Source organism: Rhodosalinus sp. K401, from assembly GCF_041365735.1.
Classification (GTDB): Bacteria; Pseudomonadota; Alphaproteobacteria; order Rhodobacterales; family Rhodobacteraceae; genus Rhodosalinus.
Genome location: NZ_JBGFSI010000002.1, coordinates 238954 through 265808 on the forward strand (window position 1 = coordinate 238954; position 26855 = coordinate 265808).

Annotated in this window: 22 protein-coding genes; 13 read left to right on the top strand and 9 right to left on the bottom strand. The window is 69.0% G+C overall.

Annotated elements, in window-relative coordinates; translation table 11 throughout:
- The first annotated feature begins 33 nt into the window (after nucleotides 1–33).
- Nucleotides 34–258 carry an RND transporter gene (locus AB6A66_RS03650; RefSeq protein ID WP_371054822.1) on the top strand — a complete coding sequence of 75 codons (225 nt, stop codon included), beginning with the start codon at nucleotides 34–36 and terminating at the stop codon, nucleotides 256–258.
- On the opposite strand, the gene AB6A66_RS03655 is transcribed toward AB6A66_RS03650, so the two are convergent.
- Together AB6A66_RS03655 and AB6A66_RS03660 are read right to left on the bottom strand one after the other, a co-directional pair.
- Nucleotides 242–1123: an alpha/beta fold hydrolase gene (locus AB6A66_RS03655; RefSeq protein ID WP_371054823.1), complete on the bottom strand. Its 882-nt coding sequence runs from the start codon at nucleotides 1121–1123 to the stop codon at nucleotides 242–244. The two genes, AB6A66_RS03650 and AB6A66_RS03655, sit on opposite strands and share 17 nt — an antisense overlap.
- Entirely contained in the window at nucleotides 1120–2514 is a 1395-nt protein-coding gene (locus tag AB6A66_RS03660; protein ID WP_371054824.1) for a M20/M25/M40 family metallo-hydrolase, read from the bottom strand. Before AB6A66_RS03660 ends, AB6A66_RS03655 begins: the two co-directional genes overlap by 4 nt.
- A gap of 198 nt (nucleotides 2515–2712) precedes the next feature.
- On the opposite strand from AB6A66_RS03660, the gene hemA reads away from it, so the two are divergent.
- From hemA to ispG, 3 genes are all read left to right on the top strand, one after another.
- Nucleotides 2713–3936 (top strand): 5-aminolevulinate synthase, encoded by a 1224-nt coding sequence (hemA, locus tag AB6A66_RS03665; RefSeq protein ID WP_371054825.1) that lies wholly within the window; start codon nucleotides 2713–2715, stop codon nucleotides 3934–3936.
- 105 nt (nucleotides 3937–4041) lie between these two features.
- Nucleotides 4042–5256 (top strand): helix-turn-helix domain-containing protein, encoded by a 1215-nt coding sequence (locus AB6A66_RS03670; RefSeq protein WP_371054826.1) that lies wholly within the window; start codon nucleotides 4042–4044, stop codon nucleotides 5254–5256.
- A gap of 70 nt (nucleotides 5257–5326) precedes the next feature.
- Complete coding sequence (gene ispG, locus AB6A66_RS03675; protein ID WP_371036555.1) at nucleotides 5327–6454, top strand: flavodoxin-dependent (E)-4-hydroxy-3-methylbut-2-enyl-diphosphate synthase; 1128 nt, start codon at nucleotides 5327–5329, stop codon at nucleotides 6452–6454.
- Nucleotides 6455–6462: 8 nt separating this feature from the next.
- On the opposite strand, the gene AB6A66_RS03680 is transcribed toward ispG, so the two are convergent.
- From AB6A66_RS03680 to AB6A66_RS03690, 3 genes are read right to left on the bottom strand one after another with little or no spacing between them, the layout of a single operon-like run.
- Nucleotides 6463–7212 carry a hypothetical protein gene (locus AB6A66_RS03680; protein ID WP_371054827.1) on the bottom strand — a complete coding sequence of 250 codons (750 nt, stop codon included), beginning with the start codon at nucleotides 7210–7212 and terminating at the stop codon, nucleotides 6463–6465.
- Nucleotides 7193–7951, bottom strand: a complete 759-nt coding sequence (locus AB6A66_RS03685) for a DsbA family protein (RefSeq protein WP_371054828.1) — start codon at nucleotides 7949–7951, stop codon at nucleotides 7193–7195. The genes AB6A66_RS03680 and AB6A66_RS03685 overlap by 20 nt, the downstream gene beginning before the upstream one ends.
- A 35-nt stretch (nucleotides 7952–7986) precedes the next feature.
- Nucleotides 7987–9309: a M48 family metalloprotease gene (locus AB6A66_RS03690; protein WP_371054829.1), complete on the bottom strand. Its 1323-nt coding sequence runs from the start codon at nucleotides 9307–9309 to the stop codon at nucleotides 7987–7989.
- Between the two features lie 56 nt (nucleotides 9310–9365).
- Here AB6A66_RS03690 and AB6A66_RS03695 point away from each other — a divergent pair, with 56 nt between their 5' ends.
- The 6 genes from AB6A66_RS03695 (at nucleotide 9366) to AB6A66_RS03720 (ending at nucleotide 17969) form a co-directional block, all read left to right on the top strand.
- Nucleotides 9366–10523, top strand: coding sequence for a pyridoxal phosphate-dependent aminotransferase (locus AB6A66_RS03695; protein WP_371054830.1), 1158 nt, complete (start codon nucleotides 9366–9368; stop codon nucleotides 10521–10523).
- Nucleotides 10524–10582: 59 nt separating this feature from the next.
- Nucleotides 10583–11803 (top strand): N-acetylmuramoyl-L-alanine amidase, encoded by a 1221-nt coding sequence (locus AB6A66_RS03700; RefSeq protein WP_371054831.1) that lies wholly within the window; start codon nucleotides 10583–10585, stop codon nucleotides 11801–11803.
- Nucleotides 11804–11942: 139 nt separating this feature from the next.
- Nucleotides 11943–14465: a penicillin-binding protein 1A gene (locus AB6A66_RS03705; protein WP_371054832.1), complete on the top strand. Its 2523-nt coding sequence runs from the start codon at nucleotides 11943–11945 to the stop codon at nucleotides 14463–14465.
- Nucleotides 14466–14532: 67 nt separating this feature from the next.
- The gene (prfB, locus tag AB6A66_RS03710; RefSeq protein WP_371054833.1) at nucleotides 14533–15660 is read left to right on the top strand and encodes a peptide chain release factor 2; all 1128 of its coding nucleotides are present in this window, start codon (nucleotides 14533–14535) and stop codon (nucleotides 15658–15660) included.
- A gap of 13 nt (nucleotides 15661–15673) precedes the next feature.
- On the top strand, nucleotides 15674–17083 hold the full coding sequence (locus tag AB6A66_RS03715; RefSeq protein ID WP_371054834.1) for an amidase: 1410 nt from the start codon (nucleotides 15674–15676) through the stop codon (nucleotides 17081–17083).
- A 70-nt stretch (nucleotides 17084–17153) separates the two neighbouring features.
- Complete coding sequence (locus tag AB6A66_RS03720; protein ID WP_371054835.1) at nucleotides 17154–17969, top strand: DUF2189 domain-containing protein; 816 nt, start codon at nucleotides 17154–17156, stop codon at nucleotides 17967–17969.
- Here AB6A66_RS03720 and AB6A66_RS03725 read toward each other — a convergent pair.
- The 4 genes from AB6A66_RS03725 to AB6A66_RS03740 form a co-directional block, all read right to left on the bottom strand.
- A complete protein-coding gene (locus tag AB6A66_RS03725; RefSeq protein WP_371036545.1) occupies nucleotides 17966–18181 on the bottom strand; it encodes a hypothetical protein in 216 nt (71 codons plus the stop codon). The genes AB6A66_RS03720 and AB6A66_RS03725 overlap by 4 nt on opposite strands.
- Complete coding sequence (locus tag AB6A66_RS03730; protein ID WP_371054836.1) at nucleotides 18178–19332, bottom strand: SRPBCC family protein; 1155 nt, start codon at nucleotides 19330–19332, stop codon at nucleotides 18178–18180. The genes AB6A66_RS03725 and AB6A66_RS03730 overlap by 4 nt, the downstream gene beginning before the upstream one ends.
- A 116-nt stretch (nucleotides 19333–19448) precedes the next feature.
- Nucleotides 19449–20012, bottom strand: coding sequence for an acetolactate synthase small subunit (ilvN, locus tag AB6A66_RS03735; protein WP_371054837.1), 564 nt, complete (start codon nucleotides 20010–20012; stop codon nucleotides 19449–19451).
- 137 nt (nucleotides 20013–20149) lie between these two features.
- Complete coding sequence (locus AB6A66_RS03740) at nucleotides 20150–21907, bottom strand: acetolactate synthase 3 large subunit (RefSeq protein WP_371054838.1); 1758 nt, start codon at nucleotides 21905–21907, stop codon at nucleotides 20150–20152.
- A gap of 440 nt (nucleotides 21908–22347) precedes the next feature.
- Here AB6A66_RS03740 and AB6A66_RS03745 point away from each other — a divergent pair, with 440 nt between their 5' ends.
- From AB6A66_RS03745 to AB6A66_RS03755, 3 genes are all read left to right on the top strand, one after another.
- Entirely contained in the window at nucleotides 22348–23430 is a 1083-nt protein-coding gene (locus tag AB6A66_RS03745) for a TRAP transporter substrate-binding protein (protein WP_371036541.1), read from the top strand.
- A 102-nt stretch (nucleotides 23431–23532) separates the two neighbouring features.
- Nucleotides 23533–24438: a TRAP transporter small permease subunit gene (locus AB6A66_RS03750; protein ID WP_371054839.1), complete on the top strand. Its 906-nt coding sequence runs from the start codon at nucleotides 23533–23535 to the stop codon at nucleotides 24436–24438.
- 3 nt (nucleotides 24439–24441) lie between these two features.
- On the top strand, nucleotides 24442–26799 hold the full coding sequence (locus AB6A66_RS03755) for a TRAP transporter large permease subunit (RefSeq protein WP_371054840.1): 2358 nt from the start codon (nucleotides 24442–24444) through the stop codon (nucleotides 26797–26799).
- The last annotated feature ends 56 nt before the right edge of the window (nucleotides 26800–26855 follow it).

Below are 26855 nucleotides of genomic sequence, written 5' to 3' on the forward strand. Positions count from 1 at the left end.
CCTTCCCCAAGCACGGGACGCTCCGGAAGACCGATGCGCGCGCTTCTCGATCAGGTGCCATGGAGCGTCGCGGTGATCCTGGCGCTGACGCTCGGCCTCGCGCCCTTCACGCCGGAACCCCATCTCGTCGAAAAGCTTCGCATGCTGGGCGCGGGCACGCTCACCCGGCCCATCGATATCCTGGACCTCGCGCTGCACGGGGCGCCCTGGGTCCTCTTGATGGCAAAGGGCTGGACGGCCGTCAGGCCGAAAGGCTGAGCGACGCGAGGAATGCGCCAAGCGCCTCGGCGGTCGCGTCAGGGTGCTGGTCGGGGAAGAAGTGCCCGCCCGGCATCGGCCGGGCCTCCATCCGCGCCAGCCGGCCGGCCCAGGTGCCGGGCACGTCGTAGGCCGCCGCCATGGCGCCCTGCGCGCCCCAGAGCACGAGGGTGGGGCAGGCGACCCGCCGGTCCAGATCGGCGTCGTCGAGGGCGAGATCGTGATCGAGCGCGGCGCGGTAGTCGTCGCACATCGCGCGGATGGCCTCCGGGTCGCGCCAGGCCGCGCGGTAGGCCGCAAGCTGGTCCGGCGCGAAATCGGAAAGCGCGGCCTTGCCGAAGCCCAGCAGACACCGCTCGTAGAAGGCGTCCGGGTCGGCCTCGATCATCCGCTCGGGGAAGGGGTGCGGCTGGGCGAGGAAGAACCAGTGATAATAGGCCCGCGCCACCTCGTGCGTGAGGCATGTGAGCAGGTGATGCGTGGGCACGATGTCCATGAGCGCGAGGCTCGCCACCCGCTCCGGCGCGTCGAGCGCCATGCGGTGCGCCGTGCGCCCGCCCCGGTCATGGCCGGCGAGGTGGAAGCGGTGGAAGCCCAGATGCGCCATCAGCGAGAGCTGGTCCGCCCCCATCGCCCGGAAGCTGTAGTTCTCCGCGCCCCGCGGTTTCGAGGAGGCGCCGTAGCCGCGAAGGTCGGGGCAGACCACCGTGTGGGTCTCGGCAAGCCGCGGCGCGATCCGCGCCCACATCGCGCGGGTCTGCGGAAAGCCGTGCAGGAGCAGAAGCGGCGGGCCGTCGCCGCCCGTCTCGTAGGCGATGTCCACGCCGCCCTGCGTGAAGACATGCGCGGAGAAGCCCGGGATCATGCGCCGGCGTCGGCCAGCGCGTGCAGGATGCGCGCCCAGCTCCGCGCGCCCTTGTGAAAGCTTTCGAGGTCGTATTTCTCGTTGGGCGAGTGGATCCGGTCGTCGTCATGGGCGAAGCCGACGAGCATCGCGTCCATGCCGAGGATCTCCTTGAAGTAGCCGGCGACCGGGATCGAGCCGCCCATGCCGGCGAAGACCGCGGGCTGCGGCCACTCGTCCGACAGCGCGGCGCGCGCGGCCTCGAATTCGGGGCGGGTTGTGTCCATGCGGCAGGCGGGCGCGCCGTCGCCCATGGGGAACTCGGCGGTGCAGTCCGGCGGCAGCAGGCTTTCCACATAGGCCACGAAGCTTTCGTGGATCGCCTCGGGATCCTGGGTTCCGACTAGGCGGAAGCTGACCTTGGCGCGCGCCTCCGCGGGCAGCACGGTCTTGAATCCCGCGCCGGCGTAGCCGCCGGAGATGCCGTTCACCTCGGCCGTGGGGCGCGCCCAGAGCCGCTCGATCGGGGTGCGGTCCTGCTCGCCGGCGCCGTGCGACAGGCCCACCTTGCCGAGGAACGCGGCGGTGTCGAAGCCGAGCCCGGCCCACTGCTCCATCACCTCGGGGGGCGTTTCGGGCACGCCATCGTAGAAGCCCGGCAGGGTGACGCGCCCGGTTTCGTCGTGCAGCCCGGCAAGGACGCGCGACAGCACGTGGATCGGGTTGACGGCCAGCCCGCCGTAGAGGCCCGAGTGCAGGTCGCGCGAGGCGCCGCGGATCACGACCTCTTCGCGCAACATGCCCCGCAATTGCGTGGCGATCGACGGCGTCTCGCGGTCATACATGCCGGTGTCGCAGATCAGCGCGAGGTCCGCGGTCAGTTCCGCGGCGTTCTCCCGCAGGAACGGGATCAGCGAGGGCGAGCCCGATTCCTCCTCGCCCTCGAAGAAGAAGGTCACGCGGTAGGGCAGGGCCCCGTTCTCGGCGATCCAGGCGCGGCACGCCTCCACGAAGGTCATGAGCTGACCCTTGTCGTCCGAGGCGCCGCGCCCGCGGATCACCCGGCCCTGATCGGTCTCCTCGATCGCCGGATCGAACGGGTCGCGGTCCCACAGCTCAAGGGGGTCGACGGGCTGCACGTCGTAATGGCCGTAGAACAGAAGGTGCGGGCCGCCCTCGCCGATGTGTCCCACCACCATCGGATGGCCCGGCGTCTCGGCAAGCCGGGCCTCGGCGCCGAGCCCTTGCAGATCCTCGACAAGCCATTGCGCGGCCTCGCGGCACCGCGCCGCGTAGTCCGGATCGGTGGAGATCGACTGTATCCGCATCAGCGCCATCAGCCGTTCCAGCGATGCGTCGAGCCCCGCGTCGAGGCGGTTCAGAACCGGGTCCAGCGTCGTGGTGTCGCGCATGTCTGGGATCTCCTGTCGAGCGTCAGGGCGCACACTATCATTGCGTCATGCGCTGTCCAGCAAGGCGGTTGATCTGGATCAATGAGCCCCAAGGACCGCGCCGCGTAACGTGTTGCAAGACGCCGTTCACGGTTATATCCGTGAATTGTTGAATATGTTGGGGCCGACCCCGCTGCCAGCAAACCGGGGGGAGTGACGTTGGACTACACCGCCAAACTCGACCAAGCGATCCAGCGCCTGCATGACGAGGGCCGCTACAGGACCTTCATCGACATCGAGCGCAGGCGCGGTTCGTTTCCGCATGCCACCTGGCGCCGCCCGGACGGCGAGACGTGTCCGATCACGGTCTGGTGCGGCAACGACTACCTCGGCATGGGCCAGCACCCGGCGGTGCTCGCCGCCATGCACGAGGCGATCGAGTGCACCGGCGCGGGCTCGGGCGGAACGCGCAACATCTCCGGTACCACGGTCTATCACAAGCGGCTCGAGGCCGAACTGGCGGATCTGCACGGCAAGGAAGCGGCGCTTCTCTTCACCTCGGCCTACATCGCGAACGACGCCACGCTGTCCACCCTGCCGAAGCTGTTCCCCGGGCTCATCATCTATTCCGACGAACTCAATCATGCCTCGATGATCGAGGGGATCCGGCGCAACGGCGGCGCCAAGCGCGTTTTCCGGCACAACGACGTGGCGCATCTGCGCGAATTGCTGGAGGCCGACGATCCGGACGCGCCCAAGCTCATCGCGTTCGAATCGATCTATTCCATGGATGGCGATTTCGGCCCGATCGCGGCGCTTTGCGATCTGGCCGACGAGTTCAACGCGCTGACCTACATCGACGAGGTGCACGCGGTGGGCATGTACGGCCCGCGCGGGGCCGGCGTGGCAGAGCGCGACGGGCTCATGCACCGGATCGACATCATCAACGGCACGCTGGCGAAGGCCTACGGCGTGATGGGCGGCTACGTCGCGGCGAGCGCGAAGATGTGCGACGCCATAAGGTCTTACGCGCCGGGGTTTATCTTCACGACCTCGCTGCCGCCGGCCGTCGCGGCCGGCGCCGCGGCCAGTGTCGCGCATCTGAAGACGGACCGGGCGCGGCGCGAGAAGCACCAGACCCAGGCACGGATTCTCAAGACGCGGCTCAAGGCGCTCGGGCTGCCGATCATCGATCATGGAAGCCACATCGTGCCCGTGATCGTGGGCGACCCGGTCCACTGCAAGCGCATCTCCGACATGCTGCTCGAGGATTACGGGATCTACTGCCAGCCGATCAACTTCCCCACCGTGCCGCGCGGAACCGAGCGGCTGCGCTTCACGCCCTCGCCGGTGCACGGCCCGGACGAGATGGACCGGCTGGTAAGCGCGATGGACGATTTGTGGTCGCATTGTGCGCTGAATCGCGCCGAGAAGTCCGCCTGAACGGGTTTCGTCTGTCCGGCTGTTTCCTCTGTGGTAACCTTCTGCAATCAAAGAAGGGTCCGAATCGCGGCAGGCCCGTGACCCAACGGAGCAGAGGCAGCAGGCATGATCCGGCGCAAGCCATCCCGAGCTGACGCGCAGCCCGTGGCGAAGCCCAAGCGCTTCGACGATTTCGATCTGCGTCTTGGCGACGTGATGCGCGGGGAGCGCGCCACCCTCGGCAAGTCGCTTCTGGACGTGCAGCGCGAATTGCGCATCAGGGCGAGCTACATCGCCGCGATCGAGAATTCCGACCCTTCCGCCTTCGACACGCCCGGTTTCATCGCGGGCTATGTGCGCTCCTATGCCCGCTATCTCGGCATGGACCCCGACCGGGCCTTCGCCGAGTTCTGTGCCGAAAGCGGGTTCTCTCCCGCCCATGGCATGTCGAAGGACGCCTCGAGCGTTCGGAAACCGACCCGCCGCGGCAAGCCCGCGACGACGTCGGGCGGGGCGCGCGACCCCTTCGTGCAACCCGCCACGCCCTTCATCCCGCGCAGCGAAAGCCTGTTTTCAAGGGTGGAGCCCGGGGCCGTCGGCTCGCTCGTGGTGCTTGCCGCACTGGTCGGCGCGATCGGGTTCGGGGGCTGGTCGGTCCTGCGCGAGATCCAGCGTGTGCAGCTGTCGCCGGTGGACCAGACGCCGGTGGTGCTCGCCGAGCTCGACCCGCTCGACGGGGCGGGATCATCCGAGCCGGACGGCCCGTCGCTGTCCACCGAGGCGCTGGAGCGCCTTTACCGGCCCCAGGCGCTCGACGTGCCGGTGATGATCGCGCGCGACGCGCCGATCTCGACGCTCGATCCCGAGACCACGGGGGCCTTCGCGCGCGCGGACCGGCCCGCCGCGCCGTCGGGCCTCGACCTGGCCTCGCCGGCCGTTCCCGAACGCGCGGCCACCACCGCCGCCGAGATGCCCCAGGTGGTGGAGGCCGAGGCGCCCGAGGTGAAGATCCTCGCCGTGCGTCCGGCGTGGATCCGCGTGCGCGGCGCCGACGGCTCGGTCATCTTCGAGAAGATCCTCGATGCGGGCGAAGCCTACACGCTGCCGCGCACCGAAGGCGCGCCGACGCTGCGTGCCGGGATGTCGGGGTCGCTCTACTTCGAGGTGAACGGAGAGCTTTACGGCCCGGCGGGGCAGGGCACGTCGACGATCCGCGACGTGGCGCTGTCCGTGGACGCGCTGATGCAAGGCTACGCGCTTGCCGATTTCGGCGAAGACCCCGAGCTTGCCAAGGTCGTCGCGATGGCGGAGGCGCGCGAAATCTCCGGCGCGTCGGAGTAGCGCACGCATTGCGCCGAGGGGCGCTGCGGCCTATTTTCGGGGCGACAAGGCACGCGACGGAAAGGCCGCCATGACCCTCAATCACGTCCGCCCGTGGCGCAACATCTACCGCAGGGACTGCCGCAAGATCCATGTGGGATCGGTGCCGGTGGGCGGCGATGCGCCGATCTCGGTGCAAAGCATGACGAACACGGCCACCACGGATGTCGCCGCCACCGTCGCGCAGATTCAGGCCTGCGCGGAGGCCGGCGCCGATATCATGCGCGTTTCGGTGCCCGACGAAGCGTCGGCCCGCGCGCTGCGGGAGATCGTGCGCGAAAGCCCGGTGCCGATCGTTGCCGATATCCATTTCCACTACAAGCGCGGGATCGAGGCGGCCGAGGCGGGCGCCGCCTGCCTGCGCATCAACCCCGGCAACATCGGATCCGAGGCGCGGGTGCGCGAGGTCATAAGCGCCGCCCGCGACCACGGCTGTGCGATCCGCATCGGCGTGAATGCCGGAAGCCTGGAAAAGCACCTGCTCGACAAATACGCGGAACCCTGCCCGGAGGCGATGGTCGAGTCGGGCCTCGACCATATCCGGATCCTGCAGGACAACGACTTTCACGAATTCAAGATCAGCGTTAAGGCCTCGGACGTGTTCCTTGCCGCCGCAGCCTACCAGGGCATCGCGGAGGCCACGGACGCGCCGATCCACCTCGGCATCACCGAGGCGGGGGGGCTCATGTCCGGCACGATCAAGTCCGCGATCGGCCTTGGCAACCTGCTCTGGATGGGGATCGGCGACACGATCCGCGTGTCGCTCTCGGCCGATCCCGTGGAAGAGATCCGCGTGGGCTACGAGATCCTGAAATCGCTGGGCCTGCGACACCGGGGCGTCAACGTCATCTCCTGCCCGTCCTGCGCGCGGCAGGGCTTCGACGTGATCCGGACGGTGGAGATCCTCGAGAAGCGGCTCGAGCACATCAAGACGCCGATGAGCCTGTCGATCATCGGCTGCGTGGTCAACGGCCCGGGCGAGGCGCTGATGACGGATGTGGGCTTCACCGGCGGAGGGGCCGGCCACGGCATGGTCTACCTTGCCGGCAAGCAGAGCCACCGGATGTCGAACGACGAGATGATCGAGCACATCGTCGAGCAGGTGGAGAAGAAAGCCGCCGAACTCGAGGCCGACGCGGCGACACAGGCGGCCGAGTAGCGCAGGCCTCAGTCGGCGCTGCGGTCGAGATAGCGCTCCAATATGGCCGCGGGCACGTTTCCGCGCACGAGAATGCCGCCCACCACGAAGGACGGGGCGATGTCGATGCCCAGGCGGCCGGCCAGGTCGCGGACCCGGTCCAGCCGCGCGGTCGTGGTGGGGGCGTGCATTTTCTGCACGACCTTCCCGGCGGGCCAGGCCATGGTCTGGGCGAAAAGTTCCAGTGTTGCCGGATTGGCGGGTTCGGGCAGCGCGGCAAGGCCCTCGCGCGCCTCGAGCCAGGCGTCCGGGCCGACCTCGTCGAGGACGGCGGTCAGGAACCGCGCGGCCGACTGCCCGCCGTCTTCGGTGCCCGGCATGTCCTTCACGACAAGCCGCGTGTCGCCACGCCGTGCCCCGAGCGCGCGAAGCTCTGCCAGCAGCGGCTGGCACTGCGTGCAGGCCGGCGGCAGGAAGACGACAAGGGGGGTGCCGTCCTCCGGGCCCTCGCTCCAGTCGCCCGAATCCGCGGCAAGCGCGTCGCGCTCTGCGTCCAGAAGCGCGGTGTCACGGGCGATCTCGTCGGCGTAGTCCGGCGCCGGGGAAAGCGCGCCCAGGGCGCGGTCCACGATGTCCGGTTCCCCGAGCAGCAGTGCACGGACCTCGGCGCCGAAGGCCGCGCGCTCGTCCGGGGTCAGGTCGAGGCCCGCGGCCTGGGCGCCGCCCGCAAGGCCGAGCGCCGCTGCGAGGAGCGCCGCGCTAGCCCGCGTCGCGCACATCGGCCACGATCTCGCGCATGCCCTCCAGCGGGACGTAGCCGCGCAGCATGCGATCGGGCAGCACGAAGGTGGGTGTCCCGTTGATGCCGAGGCGCTGGGCGAGGGCGCGGGTCTCGGCCAGAACTGCCGTCACCTCGTCGCTTTCCATCTGCACGAGGATCGCGTCGGCATCGAGGCCCAGCGTCTCGGCCAGCCGGGCGAGCGTCGTTTCGTTGGCCTCGCCCGTCATCTCGATCAGCGCCTCCTTGGCCAGGTGGTAGGCGTCGTCGCCGGCCACCTGCTTGACCGCCACCGCGAAACGCGACGAGGCCAGCGAGTCCGGTCCGAGGATCGGGAACTCCTTGATCACGAGCCGGATGTTGCCGTCGGTTTCGACCAGTTCGTTCACGTCCTCATGGGCGCGGCGGCAATAGCTGCAGCGGTAGTCGATGAACTCCACCAGCGTCACGTCCCCGTCGGGATTGCCACCCACCCAGGAATAGCCGTCGTCGAAGATCTCCTCGGCGTAGGTCTGCACCAGCTCGGTGTCGGCGGCGGCCTGCGCGGCGGCGTCACGCTCTTCCAGCACGGCCACCGCTTCCATGATCACCTCGGGGTTCTCGAGCAGGTAGGCGCGCACCTCGGCGCGGAACGCCTCGCGCTCCGCGTCGGTCATCTGAGTGACGTCGAGCGCGCCGGCCGGCGCGGCGAAGGCGAGCGTTGCGGCGAGCGCCGCGGAAACGAGGCGGGGGGCGGTCATAGTGGCGGTCTCCCGTGTTGGCTGTCCGGCTGTCGTCAGAGGGCGCGCTCGGCGGCACTGAACACATCCTGCGCGCGCTGCCAACCCCCGCTCCCGCGGGGCAGGCGGGCGAGCGCGCGCTCGGCGTGCAGTTTCGCGTCCTCCATGCGCCCTTGCAGCGCGTAGCGTTCCGCCGTGGCCACCGAGGCCATGGCGACCTGTCCGGTCTGGGCGTAGGCCTGTGCGAGGTCGCGGAGCATCCGACCATTGCGAAAATCGATCGTGCGGGCGCGTTCGAGCGCGGTCAGCGCCTCGCCGGGCCGGCCTGCGGCCAGAAGCGCGCGGCCGTAGCCTGCGAGGATCAGTGCGTCGCCGGGCGCCGCGTTGGCCGCCGCGCCGTAGGCTTGCACCGCGGCGGCGAAATTCCGGCTTTCGAGCAGGATCTGCCCCTTGAGGTCCATGTAGCCCGCGTCGCCGGGCCGCAGGGCGAGCGCGGCGTCGATGGCGCGCACCGCGCGCCCCGTGTCCGAGCGGCGGTGATGGGCCACCGCCTCGCGCATGAGCCGGATGTCCTGCGACACGCTGTCCGGGGCGCGGCGCATCGTCCATTTCGGGGCGCGCAGGAACGCCGAGAGCTTGCCGCGCGCGCGATCGTGCCAGTAGATCGCCGCGGGGTCGGGGGTGGTCTTGCCGCCATGGGCGGCGGCGTAGGAGTCGAGCGCGCGCAGCCTGTCGCGCGACAGCGGATGCGTGCGCGCGTAGGGATCCTGCCGCGCGGTGGTGAGAACCTCCTGCCCGGAAAAGAGCTTCATCACCTCCACCGCCCCGCGCGGATCGACGCCCGCGCGCACGAGATACCGGATGGAGGAGCGGTCGGCCGAGGCTTCCTCGGCCCGCGTATGGGTCAGGAAGCGCCGCATGGCCGAGCTTGCCGCGCCCATCGCCACGCCGGCGGCGGCCGATCCGTCGGCGCCCGCCGCGGCCGCCATCGCGGCGAGCGCGGTGCCGAGCCCCGCCGCCGTCGTCATCGCCCGCATGTTCGTCATCCGCCGGGTGATGTGCCCGTTGGCGATATGCGCGGCCTCGTGCGCGATCACCGCCTGAAGCTGCGCGGGGCTGTCGAGCTTCAGGATCAGCCCGTAATTGATGAATATGTGGCGGTTATCCACGATGAAGGCGTTGAGCGATCCGTCATCCACCACCAGCACACGCACCTGCGACGGGCTCAGCCCCGCGGCTTGGATCACGGGCGCCGCCAGCTGGGAGAGCGAGCGTTCGACGTCGCTGTCGCGCAGAAGCCCGAGCGCGGCGGCCGGGCCGGGCAGGGCCACGAGGGCGAGTGCGGCGAGCGCGGCAGCGAACTGGCGGGCGCGGTGCATTGACGGGCCTTCCCGGGCTTGTGAAAAGCGGCTCGACCCAGAGTAGGAGCGGAGCGATGCGGAACTCAAGGCGCGGCGAGGTCGATCCCTTCATTGTGATGGACGTGATGGAAGCCGCGCGCGCGGCGGAGGCCGCGGGCCGCCACGTCATCCACATGGAGGTGGGCCAGCCGGGAACGCCCGCGCCCGCCGCCGCGCGCGAGGCGCTCGTGCGGGAGATGGAGGCGGGCCCGCTGGGCTACACCGTCGCGCTCGGCCGCCCCGAACTGCGCGCGCGCATCGCGCGGCTTTACCGCGAGTGGTACGGCGTCGATCTCGATCCCGCCCGGGTGGTCGTGACCTCGGGCTCCTCGGGCGCGTTCGTCCTCGCCTTCACCGCGCTCTTCGACACGGGCGAAGCGGTCGGCATCGGCGCGCCGGGCTACCCGAGCTACCGCCAGATCCTGCGCGCGCTCGACCTGCGGCCGGTGGACATCCCGACGCGCCCGGAAAACCGCTACCAGCCCGTGCCGGAGGAGCTTTCGGGGCAGGGGCTTTCGGGGCTCATGGTCGCCTCGCCCGCGAACCCCACCGGAACGATGCTGGGCCGCGAGGCGCTGGGCGCGCTCATCGGCTGGGCCGAGGCGGAAGGCGCGGCCTTCATCAGCGACGAGATCTATCACGGCATCGAGTACGAGGCGAAGGCGGTCACCGCGCTCGAGCTTTCCGACGATGTCTACGTCATCAACTCCTTCTCGAAGTATTTCTCGATGACCGGCTGGCGCGTGGGCTGGATGGTCGTGCCCGAGGACCATGTCCGCCGGGTGGAGCGACTGGCGCAGAATCTCTTCATCTGCCCCTCGCACGCCGCGCAGGTGGCCGCGCTCGCCGCGCTCGACGCGCAGGACGAACTCGCGGCCAACCTGGCCGTCTATGCCGAGAACCGCCAGCTGATGCTGGAAGGGCTGCCGGCGGCGGGGTTCGACCGCATCGCGCCGCCGGACGGGGCGTTCTACGTCTACGCCGACGTGAGCCACATCACCTCCGACAGCCTCGGCTTCGCGCGGGAGATCCTCGACGAGGCGGGCGTGGCGGTCACGCCGGGGCTCGATTTCGACCCGGTCCGGGGCGGCGGGACGCTGCGCTTCTCCTACGCGGCGTCCACGGCCGACATCCGGGAGGGGCTGTCCCGCCTCGCCGGTTTCATGCGGGCCCGGGGCCATCTTCCGGCGTGACGCGGTTTTCGCGCCGCCCGCTTTGGGATAGGGTCCGCGCAAAAGGCGGGGCGGATCACATGAGCAGGCTTGTCGCGGCATTCGCGCTTCTCGTGGCGCTGGCGGCGCCCGCCGGGGCGCAGGACATGGGTGGCCTCGCGCGGCTCGACCCGGCGCGCAGCGGCGCCGAGGCGACCGCCGCGGGCGGCGTCCGGATCGACCTTCTGCTGAGCCAGGGCGTGCCCTGGCGGGTCTTCACCCTGTCCGACCCGGACCGGCTGGTGCTCGATTTCCGCGAGGTGGAGTGGACGGGCCTCGACACCGACCGCTTCGCGACGTCCGGCCTTGGCGCGTTGCGGGCGGGCACGTTCCGGCCCGGATGGTCGCGGCTCGTCGCCGACCTCGAGCGGCCTCTGGCGGTGCGGGAGGCGGGGCTGTCGGTCAGCGACCTGACAGGGCAGGCCGCCTTGCGCCTACTGCTCGCCCCGGTGGACGAGGCCACCTTCGACGCGGAGGCCGGCGCGCCCGGGGACCCGCGCTGGGACCTGCCCGAGCCCGCCGAGACGGACCCCGCGCGCCGCGAAGGCCGGGGCGATCGGGGGCTCGTCGTGGTGCTCGATCCCGGCCATGGCGGCATCGATCCGGGCGCCGAGGTGGGAGAGGTGAGAGAGGCCGATCTGATGCTCGCGCTCGCCTTCGAGCTGCGCGAGGCGCTGCGCCGAGCGGGGCGCTACGAGGTGGTGCTGACGCGAGAGGACGACGTCTTCGTCTCGCTGGAGCGGCGCGTGCAGATCGCGCACCGGTCCGGCGCGGATCTCTTCATCTCGCTCCATGCCGATTCGCTCGCGTCGGGGCGCGCGCGGGGCGCGACGGCCTACACGCTCTCCGACAGCGCCACGGACGAAGCAAGCGCCGCGCTCGCCGAGCGTCACAACCGCGCCGACCTGCTCGCCGGCGTCGACCTGACGGGCACCGACGACGTGGTGGCCAACGTGCTGATGGAGATCGCAAGGCTGGAGACGGCGCCGCGATCCGAAAAGCTTGCCCGCGCGCTGATCGTCGGGATCGACGCCCGGACGAGCCACGTCAACTCGCGCCCGCTGCGCAGCGCCGGGTTCTCGGTGCTCAAGGCCGCCGACATCCCCTCGGTCCTGCTCGAAGCGGGGTTCCTGTCCACGCCGGAAGACCTGAAGAACCTGACCGACCCGGACTGGCGCGCGCGTCTCGTCGCGGGAATTCGCGATGGCATTGCCGCCTGGGAAGCCGCGGACGCGGCGGAGGCGCCGCTGCGCCGCAGGTAGGCAGCGCCTTGCCGATCGGGCCGGGCAAGGCTGGCGCCGGGCCCCGGCCCGCCCCAATTGCAGCACAGGCACGCGGCGTTGTGTTTTGACCCGGCGCGGCGCCGCGCGTATACAGACGCCAAACCGGCAGGAGCCACGATTGCTCAGATTTTTCCTCTCCGTCCTCGGCGGACTGTTCAGCCTGATCACGCTGGGCGTGGTGATGGTCGCGCTCACCATCGGCGGCGTCTTCTGGGTGTACGGGCGCGATCTGCCCAGCCATGAAAGCCTCGCCCAGTATCGCCCGCCCACGATCAGCCGGGTGTATTCGGCCGAGGGCCGGATCATCGACGAGTTCGCGCAGGAACGCCGCCTCTTCGCGCCGGCCGAAGAGATCCCGCCGCTCGTGAAGCACGCGTTCATCTCGGCGGAGGACAAGAACTTCTACCAGCACCAGGGCTTCGACGCGCGCGGCATCGCCGCGGCGCTGGTGGAGGCGGTGCGGACCCGCGGCGAGACGCTGCGCGGGGCCTCGACGATCACCCAGCAGGTGATGAAGAACTTCCTGCTGGGCGGCGAACGCCGGGTGGAGCGCAAGATAAAGGAAATCATTCTCGCCACCCGTCTCGAACAGACGCTCAGCAAGGAAGATATCCTCGAGCTTTACCTGAACGAGATCTATCTCGGCCAGAATTCCTATGGCGTGGCGGCGGCCGCGCAGACCTTCTTCAACAAGACCCTGCGGGAGCTGGCGCCGCACGAGGCGGCCTTCCTCGCCTCGATGCCGAAGGCGCCGTCGGACTTCCATCCCGTGCGCAACGCCGACCGGCTCATGGCGCGGCGCAACTACGTCCTGACGGAGATGCACGAGAACGGCTATCTCGACCGCGCCACTTATGAGCGCGAGCGCGCGATGCCACTGCGCTCGGTGCAGGCGGGCGATTTCGAGAGCTTCCGCTCCGCCCTGCCGCCGCGCGACTACTTCACCGACGAGATCCGCCGCCAGTTGTCGCGCGATTTCGGCGAGGCCGAATTCTTCTCGGCGGGCTTCACGGTGCGCGCGACACTGGATCCCGAGATGCAGGTCGTCGCGGCCGAGGCGTTCCGGACCCAGCTCGAACAGTACGACCGCAACGCCGGGGTCTGGCGCGGCACGGGCGAGACGCTTCCGCAGGAGGCCCTCGCAAGCGAGGAGGCATGGCGCGCGGCTCTTGCCGAGGCCGATGTCGCCCGCGACGTCGACCTGGTGCAGCCCTGGCACCCGGCGGTGGTGCTCGAGGTGGCCGAGAACCGGCTGCGCCTCGGCGTCGAGGGCGTGGAAGAGACGGAGGCCGAGCCTTTCGTGGTGCCGCGCGAGGATATCCGCTGGATGCGTGGCGACTTCTTCGCGAACTTCGAGGTGGGCGACGTGGTCCATGTCCGGCGCATGGTGTCGGACGACGACGGCAGCTTCATCCGCTGGTCGCTCCGGCAGGTGCCCGAGGTGCAGGGCGGCTTCATGGCGATGGACGTGAACAACGGCCGCGTGATCGCGATGCAGGGCGGGTTCTCCTACCAGGACTCGGTGTTCAACCGCACGACGCAGGCCCAGCGTCAGCCCGGCTCGTCGTTCAAGCCCTTCGTTTACGCCGCCGCGCTCGATTCCGGCTACTCGCCCGCGACGATCATCGTGGACGCGCCCATCGAGGTGGACACGCCCCAGGGCGTCTGGCGGCCCAAGAACGCGTCGAACGCGTTCTACGGACCGACGCCGCTGCGCACGGGCATCGAGCAGTCGCGGAACCTCATGACGGTGCGCCTTGCGCAGGAAGTGAGCATGCAGACCGTTGCCGCTTATGCCGAGCGCTTCGGCGTCTACGACCGGCTGGAACCCTATCTCGCCAATGCGCTCGGCTCTCAGGAGACCACGCTTTACGACATGGTGGCGGCCTACGCGATGTTCGCCAATGGCGGCGAGCGGGTGGAGCCCACGCTGGTGGACCGCGTGCAGGACCGCTACGGGCGCACAATCTACCGCCACGATGAGCGCATCTGCACCGATTGCGGCGATCCGAACATCGCGCCGGGCCGCAGCCCGCGGCTCGTCTCCGAGCGCGAGCGGGTGATGGACGCGATCACCGCCTACCAGCTGACCTCCATGATGCAGGGCGTGGTCGATCGCGGCACGGCGAGCGGCGCGATCGACCTGCCGGTGCCGATCGCGGGCAAGACCGGGACGACCAACGACGCCCGCGACGTCTGGTTCATCGGCTTCTCGTCCAATATCGTGGCAGGCTGCTATATCGGCCACGACCAGCCGCGCTCGCTCGGCCAGGGCGCCTACGGCTCCACGCTGTGCGGGCCGGTGTTCCAGCGCTTCATGTCCGAGGCGATCAAGAAATATGGCGGCGGCGCGTTCGAGGTTCCCCCGGGCGGCACCTTCATCAAGATCGACCGCTATACCGGCGCGCGCCTGCCCGACGACGCTACCGGCCCCAACGTCGTCGCCGAGTATTTCCGCGAGGGGGAGGAGCCGATCTTCGGCATCACCTATGACGGCGGCTTCGCCATGGGGAGCGACTTCACGCGCATCGCACCCGAGGAGGGCGGCGTGTCGCGCGAGGTGACGACCTCGACCGGCCAGCGCGGTGTGGTGGGGCCGCGCGCCAGCTTCGGGTCCATGAGTTCCGGCGGCCTTTACTGAGCCGCTTGCCGCGCCCCGGCGGCTGGTTTATCACACCGTTCCAACCCCCCGTTCCCCGGAGATATCCATGCGTGCCGACGCCGAATCCGCCGTTGCAGAGATCAGGAAGTCGCTCGACCTGCTGCGCCAGCGCATGGATTGGGAAACCGCGCAGCACCGGCTCGAGGAATTCAATGCCCGGGTGGAGGATCCCGATCTCTGGAACGATCCTGAAAAGGCGCAGAAGCTCATGCGCGAGCGCCAGGCGCTTGTCGACGCGATCGAAACCGTGGGCTCCATCGAGCAGCAGCTTTCCGACAACGTCGAACTGATCGGGATGGGCGAGGCCGAGGGCGACGAGGAGGTGATCGCCGAGGCGGAGGGCGCGCTGAAGGACCTCGTCGAGGTCGCGCGCGCGCGCGAGCTAGAGGCGCTGCTCGACGGCGAGGCGGACGGCAACGACACCTATCTGGAGATCCATGCCGGCGCGGGCGGCACCGAATCCTGCGACTGGGCCTCGATGCTGGCGCGGATGTATGTGCGCTGGGCCGAGAAGCGCGGCTTCAAGGTCGAGCTTCAGGACGAGACGCCGGGCGACGAGGCGGGCATCAAGTCCGCCACCTACAAGATCACCGGCCAGAACGCCTATGGCTGGCTGAAATCGGAGTCCGGCGTGCACCGCCTCGTGCGGATCTCGCCCTATGACAGTTCGGCGCGGCGGCACACCTCGTTCAGTTCCGTCTGGGTCTACCCGGTGGTTGACGAGAACATCGAGATCGAGGTCAACCCGGCCGACATCCGCGTGGATACCTATCGCTCTTCCGGGGCGGGCGGGCAGCACGTGAACACCACCGACTCGGCGGTGCGGATCACCCATGTGCCCACCGGCATCGTCGTGACGAGCTCGGAGAAGTCGCAGCACCAGAACCGTGACATCGCCATGAAGGCCCTGAAATCGCGGCTTTACCAGATGGAGCTGGAGAAGCGGACCGCCTCCATCCAGGAGGCGCATGAGGCCAAGGGCGATGCAGGCTGGGGCAACCAGATCCGCTCTTACGTTCTTCAGCCCTACCAGATGGTGAAGGACCTGCGCACCAATTACGAGACCTCCGACACCAAGGGCGTGCTCGACGGGGACATCGATGGCTTCATGGCCGCCGTGCTCGCGCTCGACGCCGCGGGCAAGAGCCGCGCCGAGGCGCAGGCCGACGCCTGAGGCCGGCCCGCCGGTGGCCGATCCGCTTGATCTCGATGCGCTCGACCTCGCGGCGGCCCTCTCGCGGCGGGAGCTCTCCGCTGAGGACGTGATGCGCGCGACCCTCGCGCGCATCGAGGCGCTCAACCCCGCCGTTAACGCCATCGTCTCGCTGCGCGATCCCAAAACGCTGCTCGCGGAGGCGCGCGCGGCCGACGCCGCGCCACGCGCGGGCTGGCTTCATGGCATGCCCCTTGCGGTCAAGGATCTTGCCAACGCCGCCGGGCTGCCGACCAGCCAGGGCTCCCCGCTCTTCGCCGGCCGCGTGGCGGAGCGGGACGACATCGCGATCGGTCGCCTGCGCGCCGCCGGCGCCATCGTGATCGGAAAGTCCAACACGCCCGAATTCGGCCTCGGCAGCCACACCTTCAACGAGGTGTTCGGTGCGACGCGAAACCCCTGGGATCTCTCGCGCTCGGCCGGCGGCTCCTCGGGCGGGGCGGCGGCGGCGCTGGCCACGCGGATGCTGGCGGTGGCCGACGGCTCGGACATGATGGGCTCGTTGCGCAACCCGGCGGCCTGGAACAACGTCTATGGCCTGCGCCCGAGCTGGGGCCGCGTGCCCGCCGAGCCCGAGGGCGACAGCTTCCTCCACCAGCTTTCGACACCCGGGCCGATGGCGCGAAGCCCCGCCGACCTGGCCGCGTTGCTCGAGGTGATGGCCGGCCCCGATCCGCGCCAGCCCCACGGCATGCCCGCCGAACCGTTCCTTTCGGGGATAAGGCGTGGCTCCGCGGGCGCGCGCATCGCCTGGCTTGGCGACTGGGGCGGGAGCCTTCCCTGCGAAGCCGGTATCCTGGAGACCTGCGAGGCGGCGCTTGCCGCGTTCGAGGCGCTGGGCGCGCGGGTGGAGCCGCTCGCGCCGCCCTTTCCGGCGGAAGCCCTCTGGGAAAGCTGGACGACGCTGCGCTCCTGGGCGGTGGCGGCATCGCTCGGGCCCCTGGCCGAGCGTCCGGAGGCCCGCGACAGGCTGAAACCCGAGGCGCTCTGGGAAATCGAGCGCGGCCGTGCCCTCTCGGCGATGGAGGTGCATCGGGCCTCGGTTCTCCGCTCGTGCTGGTTCGCTCGCGCGGCCGCGAGCTTCGCGCGATACGATGCGCTCGCGCTGCCGGCCGCGCAGGTCTGGCCCTTCCCGGTCGAGCTCCGTTGGCCGCAAGAGATCGCCGGGCGCGCGATGGACAGCTACCACCGCTGGATGGAGGTGGTCGTCCCGGCAAGCCTGGCGGGTCTGCCCGCGCTCGCGTGTCCCGCAGGCTTCGGCCCGGCCGGGCTGCCCGCGGGCCTGCAGCTCATGGGCCGGCGCGGGGGCGATGCGGGCCTTCTCCGGCTCGGCCATGCCTACCATGACGCCACGCGATGGCCCGAGATGCGCCCGGCCGTGTGACGGCCCTTGAAACGCGCGGGCTTTCCCGGTCTCATCGGGAAAGCGCTCCATGGCAGGGGAGGGGAGGCCCATGCAGGACGACGCACCGCCCCTTGGGGTGCCGCCGCTCGGCGCCGTCACGCGCGACATGCTGCGCCGCGCGCTCGCGCGAGGTTGGGCGGACATGCGCAGCGCGCCGCTTTTCGGGCTTTTCTTCGCGGGCGTCTACGTCGCCGTCGGCTGGATCATGGTCGCGGTGACGCAATTGACCGGCCAGACCTACTGGCTGATCTTCGCGGCCACGGCCTTTCCGCTCGTCGGGCCCTTCGCCGCGGTCGGCCTCTACGAGGTGAGCCGGCGGCTGGAACTGGGGCGCCCGCTCGTCTGGGGCGAGGTGCTGGGCGTCGTCGCCCACCAGACCGGCCGGCAGCTCCCGACCATGTGCGCGATCATCCTCTTCATGGTGCTGTTCTGGTTCTTCCTTGCGCACATGATCTTCGCGCTCTTCCTCGGCTTTGCGACGCTCACCAACATCTCCACCTCCTACGAGGTCTACACCACGCCCGAGGGTGTTTCGATGATCGCGGTCGAGATCGCCGTGGGCGCGGCCTTTGCGCTGCTACTCTACGCGGTCACGGTGATCGCGCTGCCGCTTCTGCTCGACCGCGAGGTGGATTTCGTCACCGCCATGATCGCGAGCGTCCAGACCGTGACGGGCAGCCCCGGCCCGATGCTGGGCTGGGCGCTTTTCATCGCGGTCGTCACCTTCCTCGCGCTCGTGCCGGGATTCCTCGGGCTCTTTCTCGTGCTGCCGCTTCTCGGCCACACGACCTGGCATCTCTACCGCCTCGCCGTCGCGGCGGGCGCGGCCGAAGCGGCGGGCGAGGGCGAGACGCAGTCGGCCTAGGCCTCGCGCCCCCGGGCCTTCAGCCGCCCGTGCAGGGCCGTTGCCGCGGGGTGGCCGGTTTCAAGCGCGAAGACGTAGGCATGCGTCAGGAAGAAGCAGGCCGCGTCCACGTCGTTCTGCCGGTCCGCGGCGCGGGCATAGAGATCCACCAGCCCCGCGCGGTCGGCGCGCGCATGCGCCTCGAGCAGCGCCTCGTGCAGGCCCGCGCTCATTCCGCGGCGCGCGCCCGCCCGCGGTGCGCCTCCATTCGCGCTGCGACCCAGGCGTGGAAGCAATGCGTGGGCCCGTCCATCGCCGGAGAGAAACGCCCGCCGTCGAAGCCCGCGGCGTGGCGCCCGCGCTGCATGCCCTCCACGACGAAGATGTCCTCCTCGAACACCGTCTTCCAGAGCTGCACGTTCCGCATCCGCAACCCCTCGTCGGTGTCGGGGCGGGTATAGTAGAGGTGGATGTGCTCCACCGTCCGCTCCTGCCCGTCGGGCACGAGCAGGATGGCGAAGGCGTGATCCCGGTGCACGCCCAGAAGCACGTTGGGATAGACCGCGATGTATTCCGCGGCCGTGTCCCATCTCGGTGACAGGCCCTCGAAATCGGGGAAGACCTGCCCGAACTCGTTGGTGAGCTGCCGGTAGACCAGGGTTCCCTGGCCCGAGAAACGGCCCGGCGCCTCGATGTGGTAGTGGTCCTCGAGCCGCGAATAGCTGTTGAGACCGGGATGCACCCAGGGCAGGTGATAGCTCTCGCAGTAGTTCTCCACCGCGAGCTTCCAGTTGGCGTTCACGGCCAGCTGCCAGCGGCTGTCGGGGCCGCCGTGATGGATCGGCCGGTCGAACTCGCGCCAGCGCTCCAGAATCTCCGCATGAGCCTCCTCGAAGGGCGGCGCGTCCCCCGAGACGTTGATCCACACCACGTCGAACCAGACATGGCTGCGCACCTCGACGAGGCCGAGCTCGTCCCGGCGGATCGCGTCATGGGTGTTGTGGCCCGGCCCGCCGACATGGGGCGTGGCCACGAGCCGGCCGTCGGTCGCGTAGCACCAGGAATGGTAGGGACAGCGGATCGCGCCCTCGATCTTGCGGGGGCTCTCGACGAGGATCATCCCCCGGTGCCGGCAGGTATTGAGAAACACCCGGACTTGGCCCTCGCGGTCGCGGAGCAGCAGAAGCGGCATGCCGAGAAAATCGATCGGCACCGCGTCGCCCGGCTCGGGCACGTCGGCCGCCACGGCAAGACCGGCCCACTGTCCGAAAAGCAGCGCGTCGCGTTCCTCGGCGTGAACGCGCGGGTCGACATAATGCGCGTTGGGCAGGCCCTGCGCCGCGGCGACGGGCTGGCGGACGGCGGAAAGATCGGTGGCGGTCATGGGCGGCGGTCCTCCTCGCAAGCCCCGCGAGGATACCGCGGCCACCGCCCGGCGCGCGCCTGTCCGCGACCCGGTTTTGCCCGGGGCGACATGCCGCGCGGGCTGTGTCGCGCCGTTCAGCCTGCGCCGCGCGAAAGCGCCGCGATGCCCGTGCGCGCCATCTCCGTCAGGCCCAGCGGGCGCATGAGCTCGGCGAAGGCGTCGATCTTCTCGGACGTGCCGGTAAGCTGGAAGACGAAGCTTTCCAGCGTGCTGTCCACGACGTTCGCCCTGAAGATGTCGGCCAGGCGCAGCGCCTCGACCCGCTTGTCGCCCTGGCCCGCCACCTTGAAAAGCGCAAGCTCCCGCTCCACGGCGTGGCCCTCCACGGTGAGGTCGTGCACCTCGTGGACCGGCACGATGCGCCCCAGCTGGGCCTTGATCTGCACGATCACCTGCGGCGTGCCGGTGGTGACGATGGTGATCCGGCTCAGGTGACCGGTGTGGTCCACCTCCGCCACGGTGAGGCTTTCGATATTGTAGCCCCGCCCCGAGAAAAGCCCGATGACCCGCGCGAGCACGCCGGGCTCGTTGTCGACCAGAACGGCCAGCGTGTGCCGCTCCTGCACGTCCGAGAATGTCGGGCGCAGGTTGTAGGCCGAATGCTTGTTCGAGCCCTTCTTGATCTTCAGTGCGGACATCCGCCACCTTCCCCTCTCTCAGCCGCGGCCCGCGGCCGCCATCGTCCAATCCGCCACCGCCTTCTTCTTGGCGGAAATACTCTCGGGGGTGAATTCGCCGCAGGCGAAGAGGGGGCGGACGCCCCCCCTGCGTCGCCTCAGACCAGCACCGAGCCCTTCGCGTCGATCGCGCCCTGCGTCTCCGCCTCGCCGAGCAGCATCTCGTTGTGCGCCTTGCCCGACGGGATCATCGGGAAGCAGTTCTCGTGCTTCTCGACGAGGCAGTCGAAGATCACCGGGCCGTCGTAATCCAGCATCTCCTGGATCGCGTCGTCGAGCTGGGCCGGATCGGCGCACTGGATGCCCTTGCAGCCGAAGGCCTCGGCGAGTTTCACGAAATCGGGCAGCGCCTCGGACCAGCTGTGCGAGTAGCGCTCGCCGTGCAGAAGCTCCTGCCACTGGCGCACCATGCCCAGCCGCTCGTTGTTGAGGATGAACTGCTTGACGGGCAGGCGGTACTGCACCGCGGTACCCATCTCCTGCATGTTCATCAGCCAGCTCGCCTCGCCCGCGACGTTGATGACCAGCGCGTCGGGATGCGCCACCTGCACGCCGATCGAGGCGGGGGTGCCGTAGCCCATGGTGCCGAGGCCGCCGGACGTCATCCAGCGGTTCGGACCCTCGAAACCGATATACTGCGCGGCCCACATCTGGTGCTGGCCGACCTCGGTGCAGATGTAGCGGTCCGGGTGATCCTTCGTGAGCGCCTCGAGCCGCGCCAGCGCGTGCTGCGGCTTGATGGTCTTCGGGGCGGGCTTGAACGCCAGGCAGTCGACCTTGCGCCACTGTTCGATCCGCTTCCACCACTTGGCGAGGCCCTCGCGGTTCACCTTGCCGCCGCGCGCCTTCCAGAGTTCCAGCACGTCCTCGAGGACATGGCCGATGTCGCCCACGATGGGAAAGTCGGTCTTGACCACCTTGTTGATGGAGGACGGATCGATATCGACATGCGCCTTGCGGGAATTCGGCGAGAAGGCGTCGATCCGGCCGGTGATCCGGTCGTCGAACCGCGCGCCGAGGTTGATCATCAGATCGCAGCCATGCATCGCGAGGTTGGCCTCGTAGAGGCCGTGCATCCCCAGCATGCCGAGCCAGTTCGCGCCGCTCGCCGGGTAGGCGCCGAGGCCCATCAGCGTCGAGGTGACGGGAAAGCCCGTGGCATCCACGAGCTCCCGCAGCAGCCGGCTCGCCCGGGGGCCGGAGTTGATGACGCCACCCCCGGTGTAGAAGATCGGCCGCTCGGCGGTCTCGATCGCGGCGACGAGGTCGGCGATCCCCTCGGCATCGCCCTTCACCTGCGGCTGGTAGTGGCTCACCCGGGCCTTCGACGGCGGCGTGTAGCTGTCGGTGGCGAACTGCACGTCCTTGGGGATGTCCACGAGGACGGGGCCCGGCCGGCCCGAGGTGGCGACGTGGAACGCCTCGTGGATCGTGCCCGAAAGCCGCGCGGGATCCTTCACCAGCCAGTTGTGCTTGGTACAGGCGCGGGTGATGCCCACCGTGTCGGCCTCCTGAAAGGCGTCCGAGCCGATCAGGAAGGTGGGCACCTGGCCCGTCAGCACGACGATCGGGATCGAATCCATCAGTGCGTCGGTGATCCCGGTCACGGAATTCGTGGCGCCGGGACCCGAGGTCACGAGAACGACGCCGGGCTTGCCCGTCGAGCGCGCATAGCCTTCCGCGGCATGGACCGCGCCCTGCTCGTGACGCACCAGGATGTGGCGGATGTCGTTCTGCTGGAAGATCTCGTCGTAGATCGGTAGCACCGCGCCCCCGGGATAGCCGAATACTGTGTCCACGCCCTGATCCTTCAGCGCCTGAACCACCATTTTCGCTCCGGTCATCTGCCGTGTCATCGGCGTGTCTCCTTCAAAGCCGCGTCGCCGCCTCTCGCATCGCACAAAAAAGCCCCCGTCCTTTCGTTCGGGGGCGCATGACATCCGGTCTGGGGTTCCGTTACCGGCCCATGCGCCAATTTTCCACGATTACGATAAGACGAGTCATACTTTCCTCCTACGCTCCGCGAGATATGCATGTGCAGAAAGTCGCGTCAACCGGCGACTGGCACATTCCGGAGAAAATGTCGCACCGGGGCAAGCTTGCGCAATATTCTTTCTTGCGGGTGGCGCGAGGGCGCGCGGGCGGGTGCGCAAGAAACAGTCGGCAAACGGGCCTCGCCGCGCATTTTTCCTGTTCCAAAGCTTGGGCGCCATCGCTAGTGTCCGCCCACGGTCAACGAGGGTCCGCTTCGGCAGCGCCGGGGACGGACCGCCAAACTTGGGAGGAAACCAGACCAATGGATCGCCGTTCTTTCATCCGTGCCGGCGCCGTCGGCGGCGCCGCCGCTGCCGCGTCGAGCCTGGCCGCGCCCCTTTACGCGCAAGGAAACCGCACACTCACCATGGTGACGTCGGTGCCCGATGGCTTCGCCATCTTCGATGACGCCGCGCAGCTTGCCGCCGATTACATCACGGCCATGACGGACGGCCAGCTGACCATCGACAAGCGCCCCGCCGGCAGCCTCGTCGGCGCGTTCGAGGTGTTCGACGCGGTGTCCGCAGGCCAGGCCGACATGTACCACTCGGCCGACTACTACTTCCTGAACCAGCACCCGGCCTACGCCTTCTTCACGGCCGTGCCGTTCGGGATGACCGCGCAGGAGCTTGCCAACTGGTACTACCACCGTGGCGGCCACGAGCTTCACAACGAGCTCTCGGAGCTCTTCAACCTGAAGTCGTTCCTGTCGGGCCAGACGGCGATGCAGCCCGGCGGCTGGTTCAACAAGGAGATCACGTCGGCCGACGACCTGCAGGGGCTGCGCTTCCGCATGCCGGGGCAGGGCGGCCAGGTGCTCGGACGTCTCGGCGCGAGCGTGCAGAACATCCCCGGCGGCGAGATCTACCAGGCGCTGGCCTCGGGCGCGATCGACGGCGCGGAGTGGATCGGTCCCTTCGCGGACGAGCGGCTGGGCTTCCAGGAGATCACCAACATCTATTATGCCGCCGGCTTCCACGAGCCGGGCTCGGCGCTGAGCCTCGCGGTGAACCTCGATGTCTTCAACGACCTGACGCCCGCGCAGCAGCAGATCATCCAGACCGCCACCGAGGCCGTCTACAGCCGCAACCTCTCGCTCTCGCTGGCCGAGAACGGCGCGGCGCTCGCCCGCCTGCAAAGCCAGGGCGTCCAGGTTCGCCAGTTCCCGGACGACGTCTGGGACGCGTTCGGCCGCGCCTCGGCCGAGGTCCGCGAGGAGAACATGGGCGACCCGATCTACAAGGCGGTGGCCGACAGCTACTTCGCCAGCATGGAAGAGTCCTCCAGCTGGTACGAGCAGGCCGACGGCGAATACATGCGCCAGCGCAACCGCGTGAACGCGTAACGCCGCCTGGATCCGGGCCCTGCCGCCCCCCGCCGCGCGCGGGGGGCGGCGTTCGACGGAGACAAGAAGCGATCCGCGATAGAACGCGGAGCAGGGGGAGTGATGCTCGACGCGCTCGGCTGGTTTTTCCAGAACGTCCTGATGGCGTTCTACAATTTCGGCTATGCCGTCACCCATCCCGGGCTCTGGCTGAACTGGTCGGACCCCGAGGCGATGATGCGGGTGATCTATTACGGCGCCTCCGTCGAGTTCTTCTTCGTCGTCTTCAACGTCTTCGCGATCATCACGATCGTCGGGCTCTGGCGCCGGAACTTCCTATGGGGCGTCGTGACCGGCCTCGAGGGGTTCGCGAACACGGTGGGGCGCATCGCGGCGTGGGTCGGCCTCATAATGGTGCTGCAACAGGTCATGGTGGTGTTCACGCAGCGCATCTTCGCGCTGTCGCAACTCTCCGTCGGCGTGGGCTCCGTGGCCACCTTCGACGTGAGTTGGTGGTCCGAGGGGCTGAAGCTCTACAACGCTATGATCGTGTCGCTCTGCGTCTCCTACACCTTCGTGCAGGGCGGCCATGTGCGGGTGGACATCCTCTACGCGCAGTTCTCGCACCGCGTTCGGAAGGCCGTGGACATGTTCGGCGCGCTGGTCTTCATGGCGCCGATGGCGATCCTGATCTGGCTTTACGGCTGGTTCTTCATGTGGCGGCACCTCGTCGTGCCCGCGCCCTCCGCCTCGGACGAGATCGACCGGATGATGATGCGCGCCCGGGTGCTGCGCTGGAACGTCGAGACGACGGGTTTCGCGCCGCAGGGCTTTTCCGCCTACTTCCTTTTCAAGATCCTGCTCGTGCTGTTCGCCGGGCTCGTCCTTCTGCACGCCATGGCGGTGTTCTGGCGCGCCGTCTGCGAGATGCGCGAGGGCCCTGAAAGCGAGGGCAAGCACGTCGACCGCGACGTTCTCGGCGACGCGGCCGAAGAGCGCCAGCACGAAATCCATTCGGGAGCCACCTGACCCATGCTGTTCGGTCTAGATGGGGTCGAGATCGGCCTGATCATCGTCTTCCTGTGCCTGTTCGCCGGCATCCTGTCGGGGTTCCCGGTGGCCTTCGCCATCGGCGGGGCGGGCGTGATCTCCTTCGCGATCATCGCGGCGCTCGACAGCGCGGGGCTGCTCATACATCAGGCGATCGACACCGGCTCGGCCGCGTATCAGGCGCTGGTGAGCGACGGCGCGAGGCCGGCGAACATCAACATATTCCGATACCCCGAACTGCCGCGCGTCGAGACGCCCGTCTTCCCGCAGGGCTGGGAGACGGCGCTGGATCGCAACATCTCCTTCATCGTGAACCGCATCAACGAGCGGGTGCTCGCGGGCCAGTCCATCGAGACGCTGCTCGCCGTGCTGATGTTCGTGATGATGGGCATCACGCTCGAGCGGTCGCGCATCGCCGAGGATCTCCTGACCACCATGGCGCGGGTGTTCGGCCCGCTGCCGGGCGGGCTGGCGGTGTCCATCGTGGTCGTGGGCGCGTTTCTCGCCGCGTCCACGGGGATCGTCGGGGCCACCGTGGTGACGATGGGCCTGCTGGCGCTTCCGACCATGCTGCGCGCGGGTTATTCGCCGCAGCTTTCCACCGGCGTGATCGCGGCCTCGGGCACGCTCGGGCAGATCATTCCGCCCTCTATCGTGATCGTCCTTCTCGGCACGCTGACCGGCGACATCTACTCAGCCGCGCAGGAACAGCGCGCCCAGCTTGCCGGCTGCACCGACGCGCTCACCTATCTTGGCGAGGCGGCGGTGGTCTCGGTGGGCACGCTCTTCCAGGCGGCGCTATTGCCGGGGATCCTGCTGGCGGGCCTCTACGCGGCCTACGCCTTCGGCTACGCGGTCTTCAATCCGTCCAAGGCGCCGGCGGTCCCCTCCCTCGAAGGCACCGGCGGCGAGGTGACCACCCCGGGCGAGCGGTGGACCTGGTTCGCCGGCGTGCCGGCCGCGCTGATCCTCGGCGTGGTCCTTGCCGGGCAGGTCGGTCTCGTCGGCGGCCAGAACGTGGATCCCGGCGGCTTCTCCGAGCGCGGCGAGATGGCGTCGCTGCGCACCAATGTGTCCGACCAGTGCAAGGCCTCCATGATCGAACTGCACGGGCAGGAGGCGTGGGACGATGCCATCGCACAGCAGGAGGCGATCGAGGCGGCGGGCGGCGTGGAGGAGCAGCACGCCTTCACCGAGGAAGAGTATCAGCAGCGCCTCGAGGAGAATATCGCCAACGCCGCGCCGATCGGCACGGGCATCGCCGTCGGTTTCCTGGTGCTCGCGCTCATTCTCGCTCTGGCGCGGGGGGTGGCGCCCTCGGCCGATCCGCTGCCGCTCGTCATCGGCGCGGCGGGCATCGTGCTCGCCCTTCTGGCGGATATCGTGGCGATCTCGCCGCTCAGTTCGCCCGGGGCGAGCTTCCTGTGGCTCGCGCTGCCGCTGCTGCTGACGCTTTACGGCGTGCGGCACGCCTTCGCGCGGCTGGCCACCAACGACCTCCTGCGCGTGGTGTTCCCGCCGCTCATTCTGATCATCGCGGTGCTGGGGTCGATCCTGGGCGGGATCACCAACCCGACGCCGGCGGCCGCGCTCGGCGCGGCGGGGGCGATCATGCTGGCCGCCTACCGCAAGCTCGCGGACCAGGAGAAGTCGGGCCGGATCATCATCTGGTCGACCTTCGCGCTCGTCATCATGATCCTCGTGGGCGTGAACTTCGACCTTCGGGTCACGACCTCGACGGCGGGGATCGAGACGTGGCTGGCCTATGCCGTGGCGCAGGCGGCCTATCTCTACGCGCTCTTCGGCCTGCTTTATGCCTGCTGGGTGCTGTTCGCCGGCGGCGTGCTGACGCCGGTGGTGCGCGAAACCGCCAAGGTCACGTCGATGGTCTTCACCATCCTGATCGGCTCGCAGCTTCTGAACCTCGTGCTGATCTCCTTCGGCGGAGAGCACTACATCCAGGATTTCCTCAAGAGCTTCGACAACGAGATCAAGGTCTTCCTGATCGTCATGCTCGTGCTCTTCATCCTGGGCTTCGTGCTCGACTTCCTCGAGATCATCTACATCGTCGTTCCGATCGTGGGGCCGGTGATCTATGGCGGCAGCTTCGACCCGAAATGGGTGACGATCATGATCGCCGTGAACCTGCAGACCTCGTTCCTGACGCCGCCCTTCGGCTTCGCGCTCTTCTATCTCAGGGGCGTGGCGCCGCGCGAGGTGACGACAACCCAGATCTACCAGGGCGTGCTGCCCTTCGTGCTGATCCAGGTGATCGGCCTGGCGATCCTGTTCTGGTTCCCCGGCATCGTCACGATCGTTCCGGACCTGATCCCGAACTGAGGGTCGCGGCGCGCGCGTGCGCCCGCGCGCGCCGCCTGTGCTAACGGCGAAGATGT

Excerpts from the sequence above, each read along its gene's own strand:
- AB6A66_RS03650 (WP_371054822.1), top strand. The coding sequence starts at position 34 with ATGCGCGCGCTTCTCGATCAGGTGCCATGGAGCGTCGCGGTGATCCTG.
- AB6A66_RS03655 (WP_371054823.1), bottom strand. The coding sequence starts at position 1,123 with ATGATCCCGGGCTTCTCCGCGCATGTCTTCACGCAGGGCGGCGTGGAC.
- AB6A66_RS03660 (WP_371054824.1), bottom strand. The coding sequence starts at position 2,514 with ATGCGCGACACCACGACGCTGGACCCGGTTCTGAACCGCCTCGACGCG.
- AB6A66_RS03670 (WP_371054826.1), top strand. The coding sequence starts at position 4,042 with ATGATCCGGCGCAAGCCATCCCGAGCTGACGCGCAGCCCGTGGCGAAG.
- ispG (WP_371036555.1), top strand. The coding sequence starts at position 5,327 with ATGACCCTCAATCACGTCCGCCCGTGGCGCAACATCTACCGCAGGGAC.
- AB6A66_RS03680 (WP_371054827.1), bottom strand. The coding sequence starts at position 7,212 with ATGTGCGCGACGCGGGCTAGCGCGGCGCTCCTCGCAGCGGCGCTCGGC.
- AB6A66_RS03685 (WP_371054828.1), bottom strand. The coding sequence starts at position 7,951 with ATGACCGCCCCCCGCCTCGTTTCCGCGGCGCTCGCCGCAACGCTCGCC.
- AB6A66_RS03690 (WP_371054829.1), bottom strand. The coding sequence starts at position 9,309 with ATGCACCGCGCCCGCCAGTTCGCTGCCGCGCTCGCCGCACTCGCCCTC.
- AB6A66_RS03695 (WP_371054830.1), top strand. The coding sequence starts at position 9,366 with ATGCGGAACTCAAGGCGCGGCGAGGTCGATCCCTTCATTGTGATGGAC.
- AB6A66_RS03700 (WP_371054831.1), top strand. The coding sequence starts at position 10,583 with ATGAGCAGGCTTGTCGCGGCATTCGCGCTTCTCGTGGCGCTGGCGGCG.
- prfB (WP_371054833.1), top strand. The coding sequence starts at position 14,533 with ATGCGTGCCGACGCCGAATCCGCCGTTGCAGAGATCAGGAAGTCGCTC.
- AB6A66_RS03720 (WP_371054835.1), top strand. The coding sequence starts at position 17,154 with ATGCAGGACGACGCACCGCCCCTTGGGGTGCCGCCGCTCGGCGCCGTC.
- AB6A66_RS03725 (WP_371036545.1), bottom strand. The coding sequence starts at position 18,181 with ATGAGCGCGGGCCTGCACGAGGCGCTGCTCGAGGCGCATGCGCGCGCC.
- AB6A66_RS03730 (WP_371054836.1), bottom strand. The coding sequence starts at position 19,332 with ATGACCGCCACCGATCTTTCCGCCGTCCGCCAGCCCGTCGCCGCGGCG.
- ilvN (WP_371054837.1), bottom strand. The coding sequence starts at position 20,012 with ATGTCCGCACTGAAGATCAAGAAGGGCTCGAACAAGCATTCGGCCTAC.
- AB6A66_RS03740 (WP_371054838.1), bottom strand. The coding sequence starts at position 21,907 with ATGACACGGCAGATGACCGGAGCGAAAATGGTGGTTCAGGCGCTGAAG.
- AB6A66_RS03745 (WP_371036541.1), top strand. The coding sequence starts at position 22,348 with ATGGATCGCCGTTCTTTCATCCGTGCCGGCGCCGTCGGCGGCGCCGCC.
- AB6A66_RS03750 (WP_371054839.1), top strand. The coding sequence starts at position 23,533 with ATGCTCGACGCGCTCGGCTGGTTTTTCCAGAACGTCCTGATGGCGTTC.
- AB6A66_RS03755 (WP_371054840.1), top strand. The coding sequence starts at position 24,442 with ATGCTGTTCGGTCTAGATGGGGTCGAGATCGGCCTGATCATCGTCTTC.